Here is an 18,364-nt window from a genome sequence, read left to right on the forward strand (position 1 = left end):
TGCCGGCCACTCTCCCTCGCGGGTGCTGACACACCAGTGATAGCTACGGCCTCTTTCCCCGCGCGCACCCAATCTTAAGCCGAGCACTTGTTTGCTGCGCGACAGCGCAGCGTCGGCGACGCGGCGGGGACTCCCTCGCCACAAAAGCTCATCGCAAGCGCCGTTATTGTGGGCCAGCTCTCTTGTTGATTCGTTAGCCTCCTTCCTATACTCAACCCGCTTACCCAGCCCCGCCCGAACCCCGTGCTTATCCGCACCCAGCCGGTTCCGGCCCGACCATCGGCAAAATCCGCATCAGTCCTGCGACTGTTCCTACCCGACACAGCGAAAGGATATCCGCCCACATCCCTGGGTGTTCGACCATAATAATTCGCTCCAATGGAGCACATGACTGTCAGGGATAACCGCATGACGACCGCTACCTGCAACGAGGCTGTGTCTGCCCAGCCGACAAATTCGGCCACCCGCGTGGCCACCGCGAGCTTCATCGGCACCGCCATCGAGTTCTACGACTTCTACGTCTACGCCACGGCTGCGGCCCTGGTGATCGGGCCGGTGTTCTTCCCGCAAACCTCAGGCACGGCACAGATGCTGTCGTCCTTCCTGACGTTCGGCATCGCCTTCCTTGCCCGCCCGCTGGGCTCTGCGCTGTTCGGCCATTTCGGCGACCGGATCGGGCGCAAGTCGACGCTGGTGGCGTCCCTGCTGCTGATGGGCGTTTGCACCACCCTCATCGGCGTGCTGCCGGGCTACGCCAGCATTGGCGCCTGGGCGCCGATCCTGCTGTGCGTGCTGCGTTTCGGCCAGGGCCTGGGGTTGGGCGGTGAATGGGGCGGTGCGGCGCTGCTTGCCACCGAGAACGCGCCCAAGGGCAAGCGCGCCTGGTTCGGCATGTTCCCCCAGCTGGGGCCCTCCATCGGCTTCCTGGCGGCCAACGGGCTGTTCCTGACCCTGGCCATGACCCTTGACGACGAGCAGTTCCGCGCCTGGGGCTGGCGGATTCCGTTCCTGCTCAGTGCCGTGCTGGTGATCGTCGGCCTCTATGTGCGGCTCAAGCTCCACGAAACCCCGGTGTTCGCCAATGCCATGGCCCGCCAGGAGCGAGTGAAGGTGCCGTTGGTCGAGCTGTTCAGCCAGTACTGGGCGCCAACCTTGCTGGGCGCGGCGGCGATGGTGGTGTGTTACGCGCTGTTCTACATCTCGACGGTGTTTTCCCTGAGCTACGGCGTGTCCACACTCGGCTACAGCCGCGAGACCTTCCTGGGCCTGTTGTGCTTTGCCGTGCTGTTCATGGCCGCTGCTACGCCCCTGTCGGCCTGGGCCAGCGACCGCTACGGGCGCAAGCCGGTACTGATCGTCGGCGGCGTATTGGCGATTGCCTCGGGTTTCCTCATGGAACCTTTGTTGACCCACGGCTCGACCGGCGGCGTGGCGCTGTTCCTGTGCATCGAGCTGTTCCTGATGGGCGTGACCTTCGCCCCCATGGGCGCCCTGCTACCAGAACTGTTTCCGACCCACGTGCGCTACACCGGCGCCTCGGCGGCCTACAACCTGGGCGGCATCGTCGGCGCCTCGGCCGCGCCGTTCTTCGCCCAGAAACTGGTGGCGATGGGTGGTTTGAGTTATGTCGGGGGCTACGTTTCAACGGCCGCACTGCTTAGCGTGATCGCCGTGCTGTGCTTGAAGGAGACGCGTCATAACGACTTGAACCGGGTCGCCTGACGCGTCTCCGGCAGGCTGCGATCTTTGGAGCTTTCGCTTGAGATTCAAGCGTCAGGGGAAAGATCGCAGCCTCGCTTCGCTCGGCAGCTCCTACGGGGTAAAACCGGTCAATGAAATAACCGCTAACAATCACCCGCCATTGAAACCACCCCCCACCTGCCCCATCTAAGACCCATACCCCATTGCGCAGGTGCCCCATGAGCGACCAGCACTCGACCGAAGCCATCAACGAATACGCTGACTCCGAACACATCGAACACACCTCCTCCGGTACCGGCCTGGCCCTGCCTGGCCAGAATTTGCCGGACAAGGTCTACATCATCCCGATCCACAATCGTCCGTTCTTCCCGGCCCAGGTGCTGCCGGTCATCGTCAACGAAGAACCGTGGGCCGAGACCCTGGAGCTGGTGGCCAAGTCCGACCATCACTCCCTGGCGCTGTTCTTCATGGACTCGCCCCAGGAAGACCCGCGCCATTTCGACACCTCGAAACTGCCGCTGTACGGCACGCTGGTGAAGGTACACCACGCCAGCCGGGAAGGCGGCAAGCTGCAATTCGTCGCCCAGGGCCTGACCCGCGTGCGTATTCGCACCTGGCTCAAGCACCATCGCCCACCGTACCTGGTGGAAGTCGAATACCCGCACCAGCCGAGCGAGCCGACCGATGAGGTCAAGGCCTACGGCATGGCGCTGATCAACGCGATCAAGGAACTGCTGCCGCTCAACCCGCTGTACAGCGAAGAGCTGAAGAACTACCTCAACCGCTTCAGCCCCAACGACCCTTCGCCGCTGACCGACTTTGCCGCTGCGCTCACCTCCGCCACCGGCAATGAGCTGCAGGAAGTGCTCGACTGCGTGCCCATGCTCAAGCGCATGGAAAAAGTCCTGCCGATGCTGCGCAAGGAAGTCGAAGTGGCGCGGTTGCAGAAAGAGATTTCCGCCGAGGTCAACAACAAGATCGGCGAACATCAGCGCGAGTTCTTCCTCAAGGAGCAGCTCAAGGTCATCCAGCAGGAGCTGGGGCTGACCAAGGACGACCGCAGCGCCGATATCGAACAGTTCGAGCAGCGGCTCGAAGGCAAGGTGCTGCCGGCCCAGGCGCAGAAGCGCATCGAAGAGGAAATGAACAAACTCTCGATCCTGGAAACCGGCTCGCCGGAATATGCCGTCACCCGCAATTACCTGGATTGGGCAACCTCGGTGCCGTGGGGCGTGTATGGCCAGGACAAGCTTGACCTCAAGCACGCGCGCAAGGTGCTCGACCAGCACCACGCCGGCCTGGACGACATCAAGGACCGCATCCTGGAGTTCCTCGCCGTCGGCGCCTACAAAGGCGAGATCAGTGGTTCCATCGTGCTGCTGGTCGGCCCGCCGGGCGTGGGCAAGACCAGCGTCGGCAAATCCATCGCCGAATCCCTGGGGCGGCCGTTCTACCGCTTCAGCCTCGGCGGCATGCGCGACGAAGCCGAGATCAAGGGCCATCGGCGCACCTACATCGGCGCCCAGCCGGGCAAGCTGGTGCAGGCGCTGAAAGATGTCGAAGTGATGAACCCGGTGATCATGCTCGACGAAATCGACAAGATGGGCCAGAGCTACCAGGGCGACCCGGCCTCGGCCCTGCTGGAGACCCTCGACCCGGAGCAGAACGTCGAATTCCTCGACCACTACCTGGACCTGCGCCTGGACCTGTCGAAAGTGCTCTTTGTCTGCACCGCCAACACCCTGGACTCGATCCCCGGCCCGCTGCTGGACCGGATGGAAGTGATCCGCCTGTCGGGCTACATCACCGAAGAAAAAGTCGCCATCGCCAAGCGTCACTTGTGGCCCAAGCAACTGGCCAAGGCCGGCGTGTCCAAGGGCAGCCTGAGTATCAACGACAGCGCGCTCAAGGCGCTGATCGACGGCTATGCCCGTGAAGCCGGGGTGCGACAGCTGGAGAAACAGCTGGGCAAACTGGTGCGCAAGGCGGTGATGAAGCTGATCGACGACCCCAAGGCCGTGATCAAGCTCGGGCCGAAAGACCTCGAAGCCTCCCTGGGTAAACCGGTGTTCCGCAACGAGCAGGTGTTGTCCGGCATCGGCGTGATCACCGGCCTGGCCTGGACCAGCATGGGCGGCGCGACCTTGCCGATCGAAGCGACGCGCATCCACACCCTCAATCGCGGCTTCAAGCTGACCGGGCAACTGGGGGACGTGATGAAGGAATCGGCGGAAATCGCCCACAGCTACGTCAGTTCGCACCTGAAGCAATTTGGCGGCGATCCGAAGTTCTTTGACGAGGCCTTCGTTCACCTGCACGTACCGGAAGGCGCCACGCCCAAGGATGGTCCGAGCGCCGGCGTGACCATGGCCAGCGCGTTGCTGTCCCTGGCCCGCAACCAGCCGCCGAAAAAAGGCGTGGCCATGACCGGCGAACTGACCCTCACCGGGCACGTCCTGCCGATTGGCGGGGTGCGCGAGAAGGTCATCGCGGCGCGGCGGCAGAAAATCAACGAACTGATCCTGCCGGAAGCCAACCGAGGCAACTTCGAAGAACTGCCGGACTACCTCAAGGAAGGTGTCACGGTGCACTTTGCCAAGCGGTTTGCGGATGTGGCGAAGGTGTTGTTCTGATGTTCCTCTAGCGCTTGTGCGGGCCCCATCGCGGGCAAGCCTTGCTCCCACAGGATTAAATGTCGCTCACAGATTTTGTGTACAACAAAGATCCATTGTGGGAGCAAGGCTTGCCCGCGATGGCGGCATCAGCAACAACATATGCCTAGCTGACACACCCAGTAGCATCTTCGGTTATGCTCGCCGTTCGTCGTGAATGCCGGAGCCACCACCCTTATGTCCCCCACCCGCCTGCTCGTCCCCCTCAGCCTCGCCCTGTTGAGCGCCTGCGCCACGCAAACCAGCAACAACGTGACCGTGGAAAAGCTGAGCCAGTGCCCGGTAAGGCTCAATAACGGGCAGAACCTGATCCTGAGCCTGCCCAGCAACCCCACTACCGGTTATCGCTGGGCGATCCAGGATTCGGCCGGTGGCGTGCTCAAAGGCTTGGGGCCGGAGGTTTATCGCAACCCGGAAGACGCCGGCATCGTCGGCGCCGCGGGCGTCTCGACCTGGCGCTTCCAGGCGTTCAGCGCCGGCACCGGGCGCTTGCGCCTGACTTATCAACAGCCCTGGGCCCCGGAAGTGCCGCCTGTAGAAACTTTCGACTGCGCCATTGCGGTGAACTGACCGTGGGCTGGCTGATCCTGGCACTGATGGGCGCAGCCACCTACCTGTACGGCCTGAGCGTGCACGCCACGCTGTTGTGCCTGCTGGTCAAGCCCATGCCGGTCCTGGCCCTGCTCGGCTGGCTGCACGATGCGCCGCCCAGTGACTATCGGCGCTGGATCAGCCTCGGGTTGATTTTTTCGCTGGTGGGTGATGTGTTGCTGGCCTGGCCGGGGGATCTGTTCGTGTTCGGCCTTGGCGCGTTTCTGCTGGCGCACCTGGCCTACCTGAAAGCCTACCTCAGCGACTGCCGCCGCCCGGCGCTGCTGCCATTGGCCCTGGCCTTGGGCATCGGTGCGGTGCTATTGGGGATCCTGGTGTCGAACGGCCTCGGGCCGTTGCTGATGCCGGTGATTGTCTACGGCCTGGCCATCAGCGCCATGCTTTGGCGAGCGTTGGCGCGGCTGGGCACCGGCGTGCCGAAACGCTCGGCCTGGCTGGCCGCCGCCGGGGCGCTGGCCTTTGTGTTCTCCGACAGCCTGATCGGCATCAACCGGTTCGTGCAGCCCTTCCATGCCGCGCCTTACTTGATCATCGTCAGTTACTGGCTGGGCCAGTGGGGGATTACGGCGTCGGCGTTTACCCAAAAGCCACACTGAACAAAGATAAATATGGGAACAAAGCTCTGTGGGAGCAAGGATCTGTGGGAGCAAGGCTTGCCCGCGATGAACGATAATGTGGTCTTGCTATAGACCACGGTGCCTTTATCGCGGGCAAGCCTTGCTCCCACAAAGCTCGCTCCCACAGGTTTTTTGGTTAAAATGCCGGCCTTTTCACCACCCATGCCGCTGGAACCGCCGTGAGCAAAGATCCCGATCGCCTATTCGCCCAACCCCTGGCCCAAGTGCCGGACTTCGCCTTCAACGAGGACGTAGTGCGGGTGTTTCCGGACATGATCAAGCGTTCGGTGCCGGGTTACCCGACCATTGTCGAAAACCTCGGCGTGCTCGCCGCGCAATTCGCCCAGCCGGGTAGCGTGCTCTACGACCTGGGCTCGTCCCTGGGCGCCGTGACCCAGGCCCTGCGCCGCCACGTGCGCACCGACGGTTGCCGGGTAATCGCTGTGGATAACTCGGCGGCCATGGTCGAGCGCTGCCGCGAATACCTCAACGGCCAGGACTCGATGTTCCAGGAGCTGCTGCCGGTGGAAGTGATCGAAGGCGACATCCTCGCCCTGACGTTCCAGCCGGCCTCGGTGGTGGCACTGAACTTCACCCTGCAATTCATCGCGCCGGACCAGCGCACCGCGCTGTTGAGCCGCATCCACCAGTCCTTGCTGCCGGGTGGCGCCCTGATCCTGTCGGAAAAATTGCGGTTCAACGATGCCGAGGAACATGCCCTGCTCACCGACCTGCACGTGGCGTTCAAGCGCGCCAACGGCTACAGCGAGCTGGAAATTGCCCAGAAACGCAGCGCCATCGAAAACGTCATGAAGCCCGACAGCCTCGAAGAACACCGCGAACGCCTGCTGGCGGCCGGGTTCTCGAAAGTCGTGCCGTGGTTCCAGTGTCTTAACTTCGCCTCGTTGATTGCCCTGCCATGATTGATCTGTCCCCCCTCGCCCGCCATCTGGCCGGCACGCCCCTGGCCGATTGGGCCGCGACACTGCAGACGCAACTCGACAGCAAGATGGAAAAGGGCCATGGCGATCTGGAGCGCTGGCAAAGCGCGCTCGATGCGCTGCCCGCCTTGCAACCCACCACGGTCGACCTGCTGAATGGTCTGACGCTCGACACCGATTGTTCCGACGAAACCCGTGCGCAAATGCGTACCGCGTTGATGGGCCTGTCGCCATGGCGCAAAGGTCCTTTCGACCTGTTTGGCGTGCACGTGGACACCGAATGGCGCTCGGACTGGAAGTGGTCACGGGTGGCCCCGCACCTGGACCTGAAAGGCAAGCGCATCCTCGATGTGGGCTGCGGCAACGGCTACTACATGTGGCGGATGCTCGGCGCCGGGGCTGACACGGTGATCGGCGTCGACCCCAACTGGCTGTTCTTCTGCCAGTTCCAGGCGGTGCAGCGCTACCTGTCGCAGCCCAACGCCTGGCATTTGCCGTTCCCCTTCGAGGCCCTGCCAGCAGAGCTGGAAGGTTTCGACACGGTTTTTTCCATGGGCGTGTTCTACCATCGTCGCTCGCCAATCGAGCACCTACTGGCCTTGAAGGACTGCCTGGTCAAGGGCGGCGAACTGGTGCTGGAAACCCTGGTGATCGAGGGCGACGAACACCAGGTGCTGGTGCCCGAAGACCGCTACGCGCAGATGCGCAACGTGTGGTTCCTGCCGTCGGTCCCGGCCCTGGAGCGCTGGCTGCGCCGCGCCGGGTTCAGCGATGTGCGTTGCGTGGACGTGAGCCTGACCACCGTAGAGGAACAGCGCAGCACCGAGTGGATGAAGTATCAGTCGCTGAGCGACTTCCTCGATCCCGCCGACCACAGCAAAACCATCGAAGGGCTGCCGGCGCCGATGCGGGCGGTGATTGTGGCGCGTAAGTAAATCGCCCGCCCCCTCTGTGGGAGAGCAACCTGCTCACTTAAGGGCTGCCAATCATTGTGGCGAGGGAGCTTGCTCCCGCTCGGCTGCGCCCGTAGGAGCTGTCGAGTGCAACGAGGCTGCGATCTTTCCACTGCAAATTGAGTGGAGAGCGAAAGATCAAGATCAAAAGATCGCAGCCTTCGGCAGCTCCTACACGCAGCCCAGCGGGAGCAAGCTCCCTCGCCACAAGGGTATGTGTTCAACCTTGCGATTTGGCTCTTCGGGCCTTGAAGAACTCACTCAGCACGGTGCTGCATTCCTCGGCCAACACCCCGCCCTCGTACATCACCCGATGGTTCAGGAAGTCCTGGCTGAAGAACTGCCCCTGGCTCTGCACAATGCCGGCCTTGGGCTCCAGGGCGCCGTAGACGACCCGGGCGATACGCGAATGGACGATCAGGCCAGCGCACATGCTGCACGGTTCCAACGTCACGTAAAGGGTGCTGCCGGGCAGGCGATAGTTGCTCACCGCCTGGGCGGCGGCGCGGATGGCGACCATTTCCGCGTGGGCACTGGGGTCGTGGCCGCTGATGGGGCAGTTGAAGCCGCGTCCGATGATCTCGCCGTCCTGCACCAGCACCGCGCCCACGGGCACTTCGCCCAGGGCTGCGCCTTGTGCGGCGAGGGCCAGGGCTTCGCGCATGAAGTCCTGGTCACGGCTACGGTCGATGATCCTGGCAGGGCGAATCTGGCGCATCAAGCCACCTCGATGGCGGCCATCAGGCCGGTTTCCATGTGGTCGATCACATGGCAGTGGAACATCCATACGCCTGGATTATCCGCCACCAGCGCCACCTGCGCCCGCTCGTTCTTGCCCAGCAGGTAAGTGTCGGTGAAATACGGCACGACCTTGTGCCGGTTCGACGCGATCACCTTGAAGCTCATGCCGTGCAGATGGATCGGGTGCTGGTACTGAGTCATGTTCTTCAATTCGAAAATGTAGCTCTGGCCTTTCTTCAGCGTGGCGATCGGACGGTCGGCGCAGGTCTTGTCGGTGATGTCCCAGGCCTTGCCGTTGATCTGCCACAGGCTCGGCGGCTTGCCATTGTCGACATTGACCGACACCGAGCCGACCCATTCGAAATTGAAGTTGAGTTTTTCGGCATTGGCCAGGTCCGGCTCCGACACCGGGTTGGGCGGCAGCGCCGGCGGCCATTGGCTCGGCGCGTCACTGTTAGGCACCGAACGCAAGGTCCCCAGGCGCACCGGACCATTGCGCAACGACAACTCTTCGCCGGCTGGCGGTGCCTTGATCGCCAGGCAAATGCGCATGCCCGGGCCAAGCCAGTATTCCTTGCCCAACGGGCGCGGTTCGATGGGGTTGCCGTCCAGCGCATAGATCTGCGCTTCAACGCCTGGGATGTTGATGCGGTACGTCAGGGTGTTGTCCAGGTTGAGCAAGCGCACCCGGGTGATCTGCCCGGCCGGCAGGTCAATCACCGCTTGCGCCACGCCGTTGATGGTCGCCAGCCGGCCAGCCGTGCCGCCACGCGCCGCTTCACGGGGAATGCTGAACGCGACGAACTCGCCCTGCTCGTCCACATGCCAGCTCTTGAGGCTCAGGGTCTGCTCGTATTTGAAGCCGGTGGGCTCACGCTCTTCGATGATCAACGGCCCCACCAGCCCACGCCCGAGCTCTTCGCTGCTGTTGACGTGAGGGTGATACCAATAGCTGCCGGCGTCTGGCACGCGGAACTTGTAATCGAAATATTCGCCCGGCAACACCGGCAATTGCGAGACATACGGCACACCGTCCATCTCCAGCGGCAAACGGATCCCGTGCCAATGAATGGTGGTGGCGACCGGCAAGTGATTGATAAAGCGTACCCGCAACCATTCGCCCTGGCGCACCCGCAGCTCGGTGCCCGGCGCCGAGGGGCCAAACGCCCAGGCCTGGGTCTTGTGCCCGGCCACCAGCTCGACGTCCAGCGGTGCGGCGATCAATTCATAGTCGTGACCGGCATCGGCATCGGCGCGCTTGCCCAGCCAGTACCGCGACGCACCTCCCGCACCCACGCCAACGACAACAAGACCGGCCAGGCCACCGAGTATTTGGCGACGGGTAAAGGACATGAACGCAACCACCTATTGAATCCGCGGCGAACCGTTGGGCCCGCAAAAGGCGAATACGATACACCCGCAGATGAGAAACGGTAAGGGCTGCAAAAATGAAAAAACCTATAGAAATTATCCACAGGTCTTCTCAGTCCCCATCAGCTCAACTTTCAGGGTCTCGACATCCAAGGCGCTTAATGTTGATGCCGTCCAGTGTTCCAAGGGTGACCTCGGGAAAGCTTAGATTCCTTCCCGCAATTCACGTGGCGACAGCCCATAGCGTGAGCGGAAGCGCACTGCAAAACGTGAGGCCGAGGCGTAACCACAGGTCCCGGCAATTTCACCGATGGGGCGAGAAGTGGTCTGCAGCCATTGCAACGCGGTCGCCAATCGAACGCCCTCCAGAATATTGCGGAAACTGTTCCCCTCATTCGTTAATTGGCGACGCAACGTCGACTCTCCCAGGTTCAGGTGCTGTGCGACGTCCGCCACCGTCCAGTCTCTCTGCGGGCTGCCCATTACCAGCTGCTGCACACGCTCACAAAGTGGATCGTCGCGCCCCATCAGCAAGGGCCCGAGCTGGCCGCCAAGGCACAGGCCCAGGAGGACCGCTTCCCCATAATGTGTGCGTAATACCTGAGGGGCGTCGTCCCTGATAGCAGTCAGCAACTGATCCCATGCCTGTGTCGTGTGCCTGTCCAGGCGGACGCATAAATCATTCTTCAGTACACCCCGACGGCTCATGATCTGCTGGCTATAACGGGTACTGAAGCTGCGCAATGTCGAGACGGGAAAGGTCACCGCATCGGCGATGTAGTGGCCGTGGGGGCCGGGCAAGTTTGAGAGACCCAACTCGCGCCCGGCCGGCATCAGTATCAGATGTTGCGGCCCGGCGCGCATCTCCCGGCCATCCCACTGCAACAACTTTTCCCCTTGGCGTACTCGACACAAAGTCGTCACGAACACCGGCACCCTTGACAAGGTCAGGGGCTGGCGCGCCCGAATGACACACGCATCGATAATGTTTTCCCGGTGCTGTATGCCCTCACAAGGGTGCATCGCGCTTAACGTCCGTAAGTTGAAGTAATGGTCGCTTTGGCCAAGGCGTTGGCATTGAGCATGTACCCTACCAAGGCCCCGCTGGCTTGGTTGTCGAGCGCTAGCTTATCGACTTTCAATGCCCATACGGTGAATTGATAGCGATGGGGTTTATCCCCAACTGGAGGACAGGCGCCGCCAAACTCGGATTGACCAAAGTCGGTTCGCCCTTGAACTGCACCGGCAGGCAAACTCGGCCCTGCCCCACTTGGCAGGCTGTGGATAGAAGCGGGCAGGTTAAAGACCGTCCAATGCCACCAACCGCTGCCCGTCGGCGCATCGGGATCGTAGACCGTGATCGCGTAGCTTTTAGTGCCGGTGGGGGCGTTTATCCAGGAAAGCTGCGGCGAGGTGTTGCCGCCTTCGCAACCGAAGCCTTGGAACACTTCCCGCTGGGTCAATGGGCGATTGTCAGCAATGTCCTGGCTGGTCAGTGAAAAGTCGGCCGCGTAGCCACTGAATGCCACAGCCATGGAAAGTGCAGGCAGGATTGATCTGATGTTCATCGCGACTCCGTTTGAGGCTGAAAATGAAGCCAGAGTCTAGGTTGAACGCCAAATGGTCAGTGTGCCGAAACGCTCGACAATTGTGCCGAAATGCTCGAAATCCGGAAGGGAGCACCATCACCGCCACTCGAGGCGGCTAGCGCGTAGGGCTACCGCGTGGAATGAAAAAAGCCAGCGCCGCCGCGACGATGAACAGCGCTGGCACATCGCCGAGTAAATGCCCCATATGCCGGGTCCCATCCATCTCGACGTCGAAGGACTGCACGGCCATGATCGCGCCGTGCACGATACTCGACCACACGGTGAACCAGATCAGGCTCAGGTGTTTCATCGGATCGCGGGACGCCATCAGCAGGAACACACCGAGGGTGGCGTAGATTCCGACAATCATCAACGGATAGTGGGAATGCCCGCTGTGCCACGCCCAGCCAGACGGCCACAGGTTCATCAGCGGCCAGATCGCGAAGACGGCGATCAGGCCGACAACGATCAAAACCATGCGCAAGCCGGCGAGTCGTTGGGTGTCGTTCATGGCTGGCTCCTTGTTGCGGCGCGACTGTCGCCGTAATGGGTGCCCGGAGTATAGAACGCGCCTGGAACGCACACCGGCCAGCCCATGCCGTCAGTCGCCTGGGCCGTCTCCAAGCGACTTGTCGATCATTAAGCCTCGCTCACCCGCTCCAGCCAGGCCTTGTGCGCAGCACTGGTATCCTCAGGCAGGTGGCGCAGGTAATCCTGTAGCTCCGCCTGCATACCGAACACCTTCCATATCAACGGCGCCAAGCGCGATGCAGGGTTGCCCGCCTGCTCCAACTCGCGCAGCCACTGCAGGCTGCGCTCCTTGTATTCGGCGAGTACGTCCGACTGGTAATCGTGGGCCTTGCCCAACCCGGAGATGTACATCAGCTTGGCGACTTCCACCGTGGGCCAATGAAGGGCCATGTTCAGCGGCCAGTCGAGCATGGCACGCTCCCCCCACATCGCGGATTTAGGCATGCGCCCGTTCGCCAGCAGCGTCAACATGAAGGCCTGGCCCAGCTCGGTCAGGTAGACCGGCAGGGCTTCGGCGGTGGGATGCAGGTAGAACGAATCCACGGGCGTCTCGCGCCTCAGGCCAATGCGGGCAAGCAAGCGCTGCTCAAGGTCGAGTACCAGAGCGCCGATGCCGGCCTTCACCGCGCTGCCGCTTTCGGTAGTTTGCCGGGTGCGGGTCGCGCAGTCCCAGAGGCTCAGGGAAAGCTGCCATAGTGCTTGATCACCGTCACCCGAACAGCCGATCTCGCCGGTGATGAAGGACTTCATCGTCGGCGGCACGATATCGAAAAGTGCTTGGCCGTCGACTTCACTCCCCGATAACACCGGGCCGCCGCCTTCCACGATTTGGATATAACACGTGCCTACATGGTCGCTCCAGTAGTGCACGGCTTCGGCCAGGTATAGAGGAATCGCGCGCGAGAAGCGCCCCAGTTCATCCTCCCGTTGCGACTCGGCGCGTTCTGCCCCGTCTGTGCTTTTGGACAGTGCGAAGAAACCGATTTCCGATGCCCCTTCCGGTTTCTGCGCGAAGAACCAGTCGGCGTTGCGCAAACCGTAGTGCCAGATCGGCTGGCTCAATGCCAACGTCGCGAACTGCAGGTTTTCAGGATCCACCGGCACGCCTTGGGCGCCCTGCTTGTGCATTTGCTGGAAGGCTTGGGCAAACTGGTCGAGCTGGCTTTTGATCGGCGCAAAACCCAGGGCATACAGGCGAGCGAGCAGCGCCTCGCCTTCGGCCGCTTGGCCAAGCTCCTGATAGGCGCGCAGCAAGTTGATACCGGCCATGGGGTCGTGTTTGTGCTCATCGTAGACGGGCTCGACCAACTCGATGATCAGTGGAATCTGGCCGTTGTTACCCAAGTCGCCCGAGATCATCATCAGCGCGCTGCCGTCGAACGTACCCGCCGTCAGCACCTGCGTGTAAAACCCGCGTGCCGACTCGACGTCCTTCTGTTCCAGGCAATGACGCGCCAACCACAAGGGCGCACGCCAACTGCCGGGCAACGCAGCCACGGTACGCAGCGCCTCGACATAACCCGCCTCGCCGGCCCTTTCCCGCTGAATGGCCGCCCACCACAGCAGGCCATTCTCTTGATTCGGGTCAGCCTGGATCGCGTGCCAAAGCGTTTCATCGGCAAGCGCCGGTTCACCTCGCTCGCTGAAGACCTTGGCCAGGTTGGTCAGCAAGGTGCCTGTCGCGCCCACTTTCGCCATCCCCGTGCGCAGCGCGTTTTCGGCGGCATCGAGTTGGCCGTTCTCCAGCAGCACAATGCCCTGGATGACATGGCTGCGCTCGGGATTGCTGTCGATCTCGACCAGTTGTGCCGCGGCCGGAATCAAGTCAGCGACAAAGCCATCATTCAAACCCGAGATAATCAGGCTGTAGAGTTCGTCGGCAGAATTCCATTTCTCTCGCAGGTTTGGCAGGAAGACGTTGTTGCGCCACTCGTTGCGGGTGATCTGCATCTCACGACCGTAGCTGTCGTAGACCGTGATCAATTCACCCTCGTCCGGCTGGGGCGGCGGCGCATCAGCGTGCGCGGAAGAAACCGGTGTCGACGTGCTGGATTTCTTGCCGCTCAAAGCGGACAGGATGCGTTTGAACATAAGGGCAGTGACACCGTTTCTGAGTTTGTCGGCACGGTGTTCTTGGGATGGAAGTTTGCAGTCTTGTTGTGAGCGGCCGACAGCTTTGCGCATTCACGTGCAGAGAGCGACGGACAAACGTGGACAAGCCAAGAGCAACGGTGGAGAGGTTGGCATTTAAGCACAACTTCCTAATGCCTAAGCCAGCCTTTTGGCATGGGCTAAAACCCTTTCCTACGGTCGTCCGAACCTAGTACTGCACGCTAGTGGGCGCAGGTCAGTGCTGGGGGTTGATCACTCCCATGTCATCGAAACTCCACTTCAGCGACTCCCCAACACTGTCACCCAACCAAAGCGTCCCACTCTTCGCAAGCCATACCAGGCAACCGTCGGCCTTCTTTCGCAACGTTGACCTGCAGCGCCACCTGGGCCACATCCAACACGTCCTTGGTAAGCGAATAGCTGCCCCTGGCCTGCAGCCAACCCAGAACGTCTGCCAAATGCCAGATAGATGTACTGCCCTCATGCACCGGCGTCGGGAAGCTGCCTGGATGAGCCAACATCAGCTTGCGCATGTTCTGCCGAGACACACCTACGATCTCAGCAACGTCGGTCAGCCCGACCAAATCAGGCGCAACCTCGATCAATTTGGCCGACGGCACCGCGCGATGGACGTCGGCCAGAGCGCTAAGCACTGCCTTGACCGCATCAGGCGCCTCGCGAGTGAACTCAAGCGCCAGACGCCCCGGCTGCCCGATACCGACCAGGGCGTCGTCGCAGCCCGCTTCTCCCAGCCGCTCGACCAGTTCATCCATGGCACAACCGTCGTCAGCAAGCTGATATTTCAAGGTAAAAATATATTCCATTGTTCTATTCCTCAGCATCGCCATCAACGTCGTGTCGGTTGCGATGCGCAGTGCAATTGTCCACAACGCGTCGCAAGGCTCGCGCATGGTTGCCAGGGCTCTTCGGCGTGCTCCATATCGAAGTGATACAGAACTCGCCACAACGGCATTCCACCTCTTTGTACGGGCAATAAACCCGCCCCCAGGCGTGACTGCCGCCAACGTCTACGCGCCACCCTTGCCCTTCGGCATACCTAAGCGTTTCTTCGATTTCTTTCTTCGGGTGCGTTGGACGAGTCATCCGTGATCTCCAGTATTCGCATGATCTGTCAGGTTGTCAAATGACAACCAAACAGATCGGTTTCAAACGCCAGCATTTAGCGGCCACATTTGCTCGGCAGCAGCTTTGGTACGGAGTGGTTCGCGGACATTGCGACAGCACTCCGCGCCATGCCGGCGAAATACCCGTTGGGTACCGCCACAGATGGTAAGCATTTCTCAGTGCCGTTGAGGCGGGGAATCGTAGCGAAAGGTGACTATGCTGGGATGCGCTGCAGCCCAAAGCCGTCAGCGCGGGGTGTCAGACCGATCCCCGTCAGCTTGGATTGGGGGCGCTTCGCACCCCAGCGGGAGCAAGCTCCCTCGCCACGGTTTTGTGTTTGGCTGGCAATGACGCGGGCCTTTCAAGTCCCATCACTTGCACACACCAAATGGGTTACCACGTCTTACAGGCTCCGACCTATCGAATGGGGCGTAACGAGTCAGATTTGCGCCAGGCCACCGTCGGCGGCGACCTCGCTGGCGGTCATGAAGCTGCTGTCCGGCGATGCGAGAAAGGCGGCCACTGCTCCGATCTCCGCCGGATCGGCCATGCGCTGGAGCGGATTCATCGAGGCGAAGACCTTCATGCCTTCCTCACCCAGCGCCGCCTTCGCCAGTTCGGTCGCCGTCGGCCCGGGCGACAGCACGTTCACTCGGATGCCGCTGCCCTTCAGGTCCTCTGCCCAAGTCCGCGCGAGGTTGCGCACTGCCGCCTTGCTCGCGCTGTAGACGCTGAATGCCGGGGCGCCTGTGGTGCCCGCACTGGATCCGGTCAGGATGATCGAACCGCCCTCGCCCATCAGCGGCGGGGCCTTCTGCACCGTGAAGATCAAGCCCTTCACATTGGTCTCGAAGATTTCGTCGATGTGCTCAGCGGTGATCTCGCCGAGGGCAAGCGGGCTTCAGGGTGTTTCTCGCTAGTGGCTACCGGTCAGCGCCGGCCGCGCCATCATTCCAACTCGAACATAACGATCATAAAGATCCCTGCACGGTCAGTTTGCGCCGGCATCTTTTTTTGGAACACCAATGGTTTTGCGTTCACCCGTTGCGGAGACTTCGTACACGGTCATGACCCAAGTGTCGGCGATCACGGTTTCAACCAGGTAATTCTTCTTGGCTTGCGGCGTAAATTGCTGCGCAACAGGTTGCTCCTTGTCAAACGGCGTCGGCATGGGAATACCGTTAAAGGTAAACGGTTTGTCCTTGACCTCGCCTTTCACGTACACCGTTTTATCCGACTCGACCAGCTTACTGATGCTGTCAGTACCACCGGCGATTTTCTTCAGATAAGCCGGTATGCGCTTGAAGTAAGCAGAGTCATAAACCCGCTCACCCGCACTCACAAGTCCAGTATTGGCATCCTCGTACGTGTAACTGACAGGACGATCACCCTCGCCGCCTATGGTGCGGAAAGTCACGCTGGCTTGATGGTCATTCATGGCCAGTGGAACGACCGGCTCTGAAGTAAGGTCACCCGCCTGACGGCTGCTGCAGCCGGTCATGACAAGCGCGAAAGTGATTGCTAATGGAAACGCCAAAGAAGTTTTCATTCGATCCCTGAACCGTCTAGAAGAAGGCCTGTATAGAGCCATTTGCAGAGCAGCGTTCTCGATACCATGTCGGCACTCCTTATCCGGGACATGGTATCGATGTAGCGCTCTCACATACGTACGATGTGCGCCATTGAAAACGCCATTGATGCTGTAGTGAACATCACTATCCGTTCTTATTTTTTACAATAAAATCAAATAGTTGAGAGTCAACCTCACTCCCACTCAATCGTCGCCGGCGGCTTGCTCGACACGTCATAAGTGACGCGGGAGATGCCTTCGATTTCGTTGATGATGCGCCCGGAAACGGTTTCCAGCAGTTCGTACGGCAGGTGTGCCCAGCGCGCGGTCATGAAGTCGATGGTTTCCACGGCACGCAGGGCCACGACCCAGGCGTAACGACGGCCATCGCCAACCACGCCCACCGATTTCACCGGTTGGAACACCACGAACGCCTGGCTGACCTTGTGGTACCAGTCGGCCTTGCGCAGTTCTTCGATGAAGATGTGGTCGGCGCGACGCAGCAGGTCGGCGTATTCCTTCTTCACTTCACCGAGGATCCGCACGCCCAGGCCCGGGCCCGGGAATGGGTGACGGTAGACCATGTCGTACGGCAGGCCCAGCTCAAGACCCAGGCGACGCACTTCGTCCTTGAACAGTTCGCGCAGCGGCTCGACCAGCTTGAGGTTCATCTCTTCCGGCAGGCCACCGACGTTGTGGTGGGACTTGATCACGTGGGCCTTGCCGCTCTTGGCGCCGGCCGACTCGATCACGTCGGGGTAGATGGTGCCCTGGGCCAGGTACTTGATGTTGTCCAGCTTGTTGGACTGGGCATCGAACACGTCGATGAAGGTACGGCCGATGATCTTGCGCTTCTTCTCCGGGTCGGACTCGCCGGCCAGGTTGTTCAGGAACTGCTCTTCGGCGTTGGCGCGGATCACCTTGACGCCCATGTTCTCGGCGAACATGGCCATCACTTGCTCGCCTTCGTGCAGGCGCAGCAGGCCGTTGTCGACGAAGACGCAGGTCAGTTGGTCGCCGATGGCCTTGTGCAGCAACGCGGCAACCACCGAGGAGTCCACACCGCCGGACAGGCCCAGCAGCACGTTGTCAGTACCGACTTGAGCACGGACTTGGGCAATGGCGTCTTCAGCGATTTTCGACGGGGTCCACAGGGCTTCACACTCGCAGATGTCGAGGATGAAGCGCGACAGGATGCGACCGCCCTGCTTGGTGTGGGTCACTTCAGGGTGGAACTGCACGCCGTAGTAACGGCGATCATCGTTGAACATGCCGGCAATCGGGCAGCTCGGGGTGCTGGCCAGGATGTGGAAGTCTTCCGGCATCCTGGTGACCTTGTCACCGTGGCTCATCCACACGTCCAGGCCGAACAGGCCGTCGGCGTCGACGTGATCCTCGATACCGTCCAACAGACGGCTCTTGCCGACTACGTCAACGCGGGCATAACCGAACTCACGCAGGTCCGAACCTTCGACCTTGCCGCCCAGCTGTTCAGCCATGGTCTGCATGCCGTAGCAGATACCGAAGACGGGCACGCCCAGGTCGAACACGGCTTGCGGGCAGCGCGGGCTGTCGGCTTCGTGCACGGACTCGGGGCCGCCGGCGAGGATGACGCCTTTAGGCGCGAATTCGCGAATCGCTTCATCATCCATGTCGAACGGATGCAATTCGCAGTACACACCGATTTCACGCACGCGGCGGGCGATCAGCTGGGTGTACTGGGAACCGAAGTCGAGGATCAGGATGCGGTGAGCGTGAATGTCGAGGGCCATGACTCATTCTCATGTAGTGAATCAGAAACAACTCGGGGCTGAATGAACAGCCCCGGT

The 18,364-nt window shown here is 61.3% G+C and carries 16 protein-coding genes and 1 pseudogene; 6 read left to right on the top strand and 11 right to left on the bottom strand.

Annotated elements, in window-relative coordinates; genetic code table 11:
- Nucleotides 1–408: 408 nt before the first annotated feature.
- The 6 genes from AB4Z20_RS15530 (at nt 409) to cmoB (ending at nt 7,478) form a co-directional block, all read left to right on the top strand.
- A complete protein-coding gene (locus tag AB4Z20_RS15530) occupies nt 409–1,722 on the top strand; it encodes an MFS transporter (RefSeq protein WP_253471782.1) in 1,314 nt (437 codons plus the stop codon).
- Nucleotides 1,723–1,919: 197 nt separating this feature from the next.
- Complete coding sequence (gene lon, locus AB4Z20_RS15535; RefSeq protein ID WP_250886231.1) at nt 1,920–4,334, top strand: endopeptidase La; 2,415 nt, start codon at nt 1,920–1,922, stop codon at nt 4,332–4,334.
- 216 nt (nt 4,335–4,550) lie between these two features.
- On the top strand, nt 4,551–4,943 hold the full coding sequence (locus AB4Z20_RS15540; RefSeq protein ID WP_024617663.1) for a protease inhibitor I42 family protein: 393 nt from the start codon (nt 4,551–4,553) through the stop codon (nt 4,941–4,943).
- Nucleotides 4,944–4,945: 2 nt separating this feature from the next.
- Nucleotides 4,946–5,581 (top strand): lysoplasmalogenase, encoded by a 636-nt coding sequence (locus tag AB4Z20_RS15545; RefSeq protein ID WP_258690412.1) that lies wholly within the window; start codon nt 4,946–4,948, stop codon nt 5,579–5,581.
- Between the two features lie 200 nt (nt 5,582–5,781).
- Nucleotides 5,782–6,525 carry a carboxy-S-adenosyl-L-methionine synthase CmoA gene (cmoA, locus tag AB4Z20_RS15550; protein ID WP_253471778.1) on the top strand — a complete coding sequence of 248 codons (744 nt, stop codon included), beginning with the start codon at nt 5,782–5,784 and terminating at the stop codon, nt 6,523–6,525.
- Nucleotides 6,522–7,478 carry a tRNA 5-methoxyuridine(34)/uridine 5-oxyacetic acid(34) synthase CmoB gene (gene cmoB, locus AB4Z20_RS15555; RefSeq protein ID WP_043042530.1) on the top strand — a complete coding sequence of 319 codons (957 nt, stop codon included), beginning with the start codon at nt 6,522–6,524 and terminating at the stop codon, nt 7,476–7,478. Before cmoA ends, cmoB begins: the two co-directional genes overlap by 4 nt.
- A 238-nt stretch (nt 7,479–7,716) precedes the next feature.
- Here cmoB and tadA read toward each other — a convergent pair whose 3' ends face one another.
- The 11 genes and pseudogenes from tadA to guaA form a co-directional block, all read right to left on the bottom strand.
- Nucleotides 7,717–8,214, bottom strand: a complete 498-nt coding sequence (tadA, locus tag AB4Z20_RS15560) for a tRNA adenosine(34) deaminase TadA (RefSeq protein ID WP_253471772.1) — start codon at nt 8,212–8,214, stop codon at nt 7,717–7,719.
- Nucleotides 8,214–9,590, bottom strand: coding sequence for a multicopper oxidase family protein (locus AB4Z20_RS15565; protein WP_253471770.1), 1,377 nt, complete (start codon nt 9,588–9,590; stop codon nt 8,214–8,216). Before AB4Z20_RS15565 ends, tadA begins: the two co-directional genes overlap by 1 nt.
- A gap of 222 nt (nt 9,591–9,812) precedes the next feature.
- Nucleotides 9,813–10,631, bottom strand: a complete 819-nt coding sequence (locus AB4Z20_RS15570; protein WP_214511328.1) for a helix-turn-helix transcriptional regulator — start codon at nt 10,629–10,631, stop codon at nt 9,813–9,815.
- A gap of 5 nt (nt 10,632–10,636) precedes the next feature.
- Complete coding sequence (locus tag AB4Z20_RS15575; protein WP_214511327.1) at nt 10,637–11,176, bottom strand: kinase inhibitor; 540 nt, start codon at nt 11,174–11,176, stop codon at nt 10,637–10,639.
- A 136-nt stretch (nt 11,177–11,312) separates the two neighbouring features.
- The gene (locus AB4Z20_RS15580; protein ID WP_442090190.1) at nt 11,313–11,708 is read right to left on the bottom strand and encodes a DUF6632 domain-containing protein; all 396 of its coding nucleotides are present in this window, start codon (nt 11,706–11,708) and stop codon (nt 11,313–11,315) included.
- 128 nt (nt 11,709–11,836) lie between these two features.
- A complete protein-coding gene (locus AB4Z20_RS15585) occupies nt 11,837–13,819 on the bottom strand; it encodes a tetratricopeptide repeat protein (RefSeq protein ID WP_442090191.1) in 1,983 nt (660 codons plus the stop codon).
- A 320-nt stretch (nt 13,820–14,139) separates the two neighbouring features.
- The gene (locus AB4Z20_RS15590) at nt 14,140–14,664 is read right to left on the bottom strand and encodes a helix-turn-helix transcriptional regulator (protein ID WP_253471762.1); all 525 of its coding nucleotides are present in this window, start codon (nt 14,662–14,664) and stop codon (nt 14,140–14,142) included.
- Nucleotides 14,665–14,668: 4 nt separating this feature from the next.
- Nucleotides 14,669–14,944 carry a hypothetical protein gene (locus AB4Z20_RS15595; protein ID WP_253471760.1) on the bottom strand — a complete coding sequence of 92 codons (276 nt, stop codon included), beginning with the start codon at nt 14,942–14,944 and terminating at the stop codon, nt 14,669–14,671.
- A gap of 460 nt (nt 14,945–15,404) precedes the next feature.
- A pseudogene (locus AB4Z20_RS15600) lies at nt 15,405–15,866 on the bottom strand (SDR family NAD(P)-dependent oxidoreductase); the annotation flags it as partial.
- Between the two features lie 90 nt (nt 15,867–15,956).
- The gene (locus AB4Z20_RS15605; protein ID WP_214511324.1) at nt 15,957–16,514 is read right to left on the bottom strand and encodes a hypothetical protein; all 558 of its coding nucleotides are present in this window, start codon (nt 16,512–16,514) and stop codon (nt 15,957–15,959) included.
- Between the two features lie 215 nt (nt 16,515–16,729).
- Entirely contained in the window at nt 16,730–18,307 is a 1,578-nt protein-coding gene (gene guaA / locus AB4Z20_RS15610) for a glutamine-hydrolyzing GMP synthase (protein ID WP_003198041.1), read from the bottom strand.
- Nucleotides 18,308–18,364: the final 57 nt, after the last annotated feature.

It is taken from the genome of Pseudomonas sp. KB_12 (genome assembly GCF_052114545.1).
Lineage (GTDB): Bacteria > Pseudomonadota > Gammaproteobacteria > Pseudomonadales > Pseudomonadaceae > Aquipseudomonas > Aquipseudomonas brassicacearum.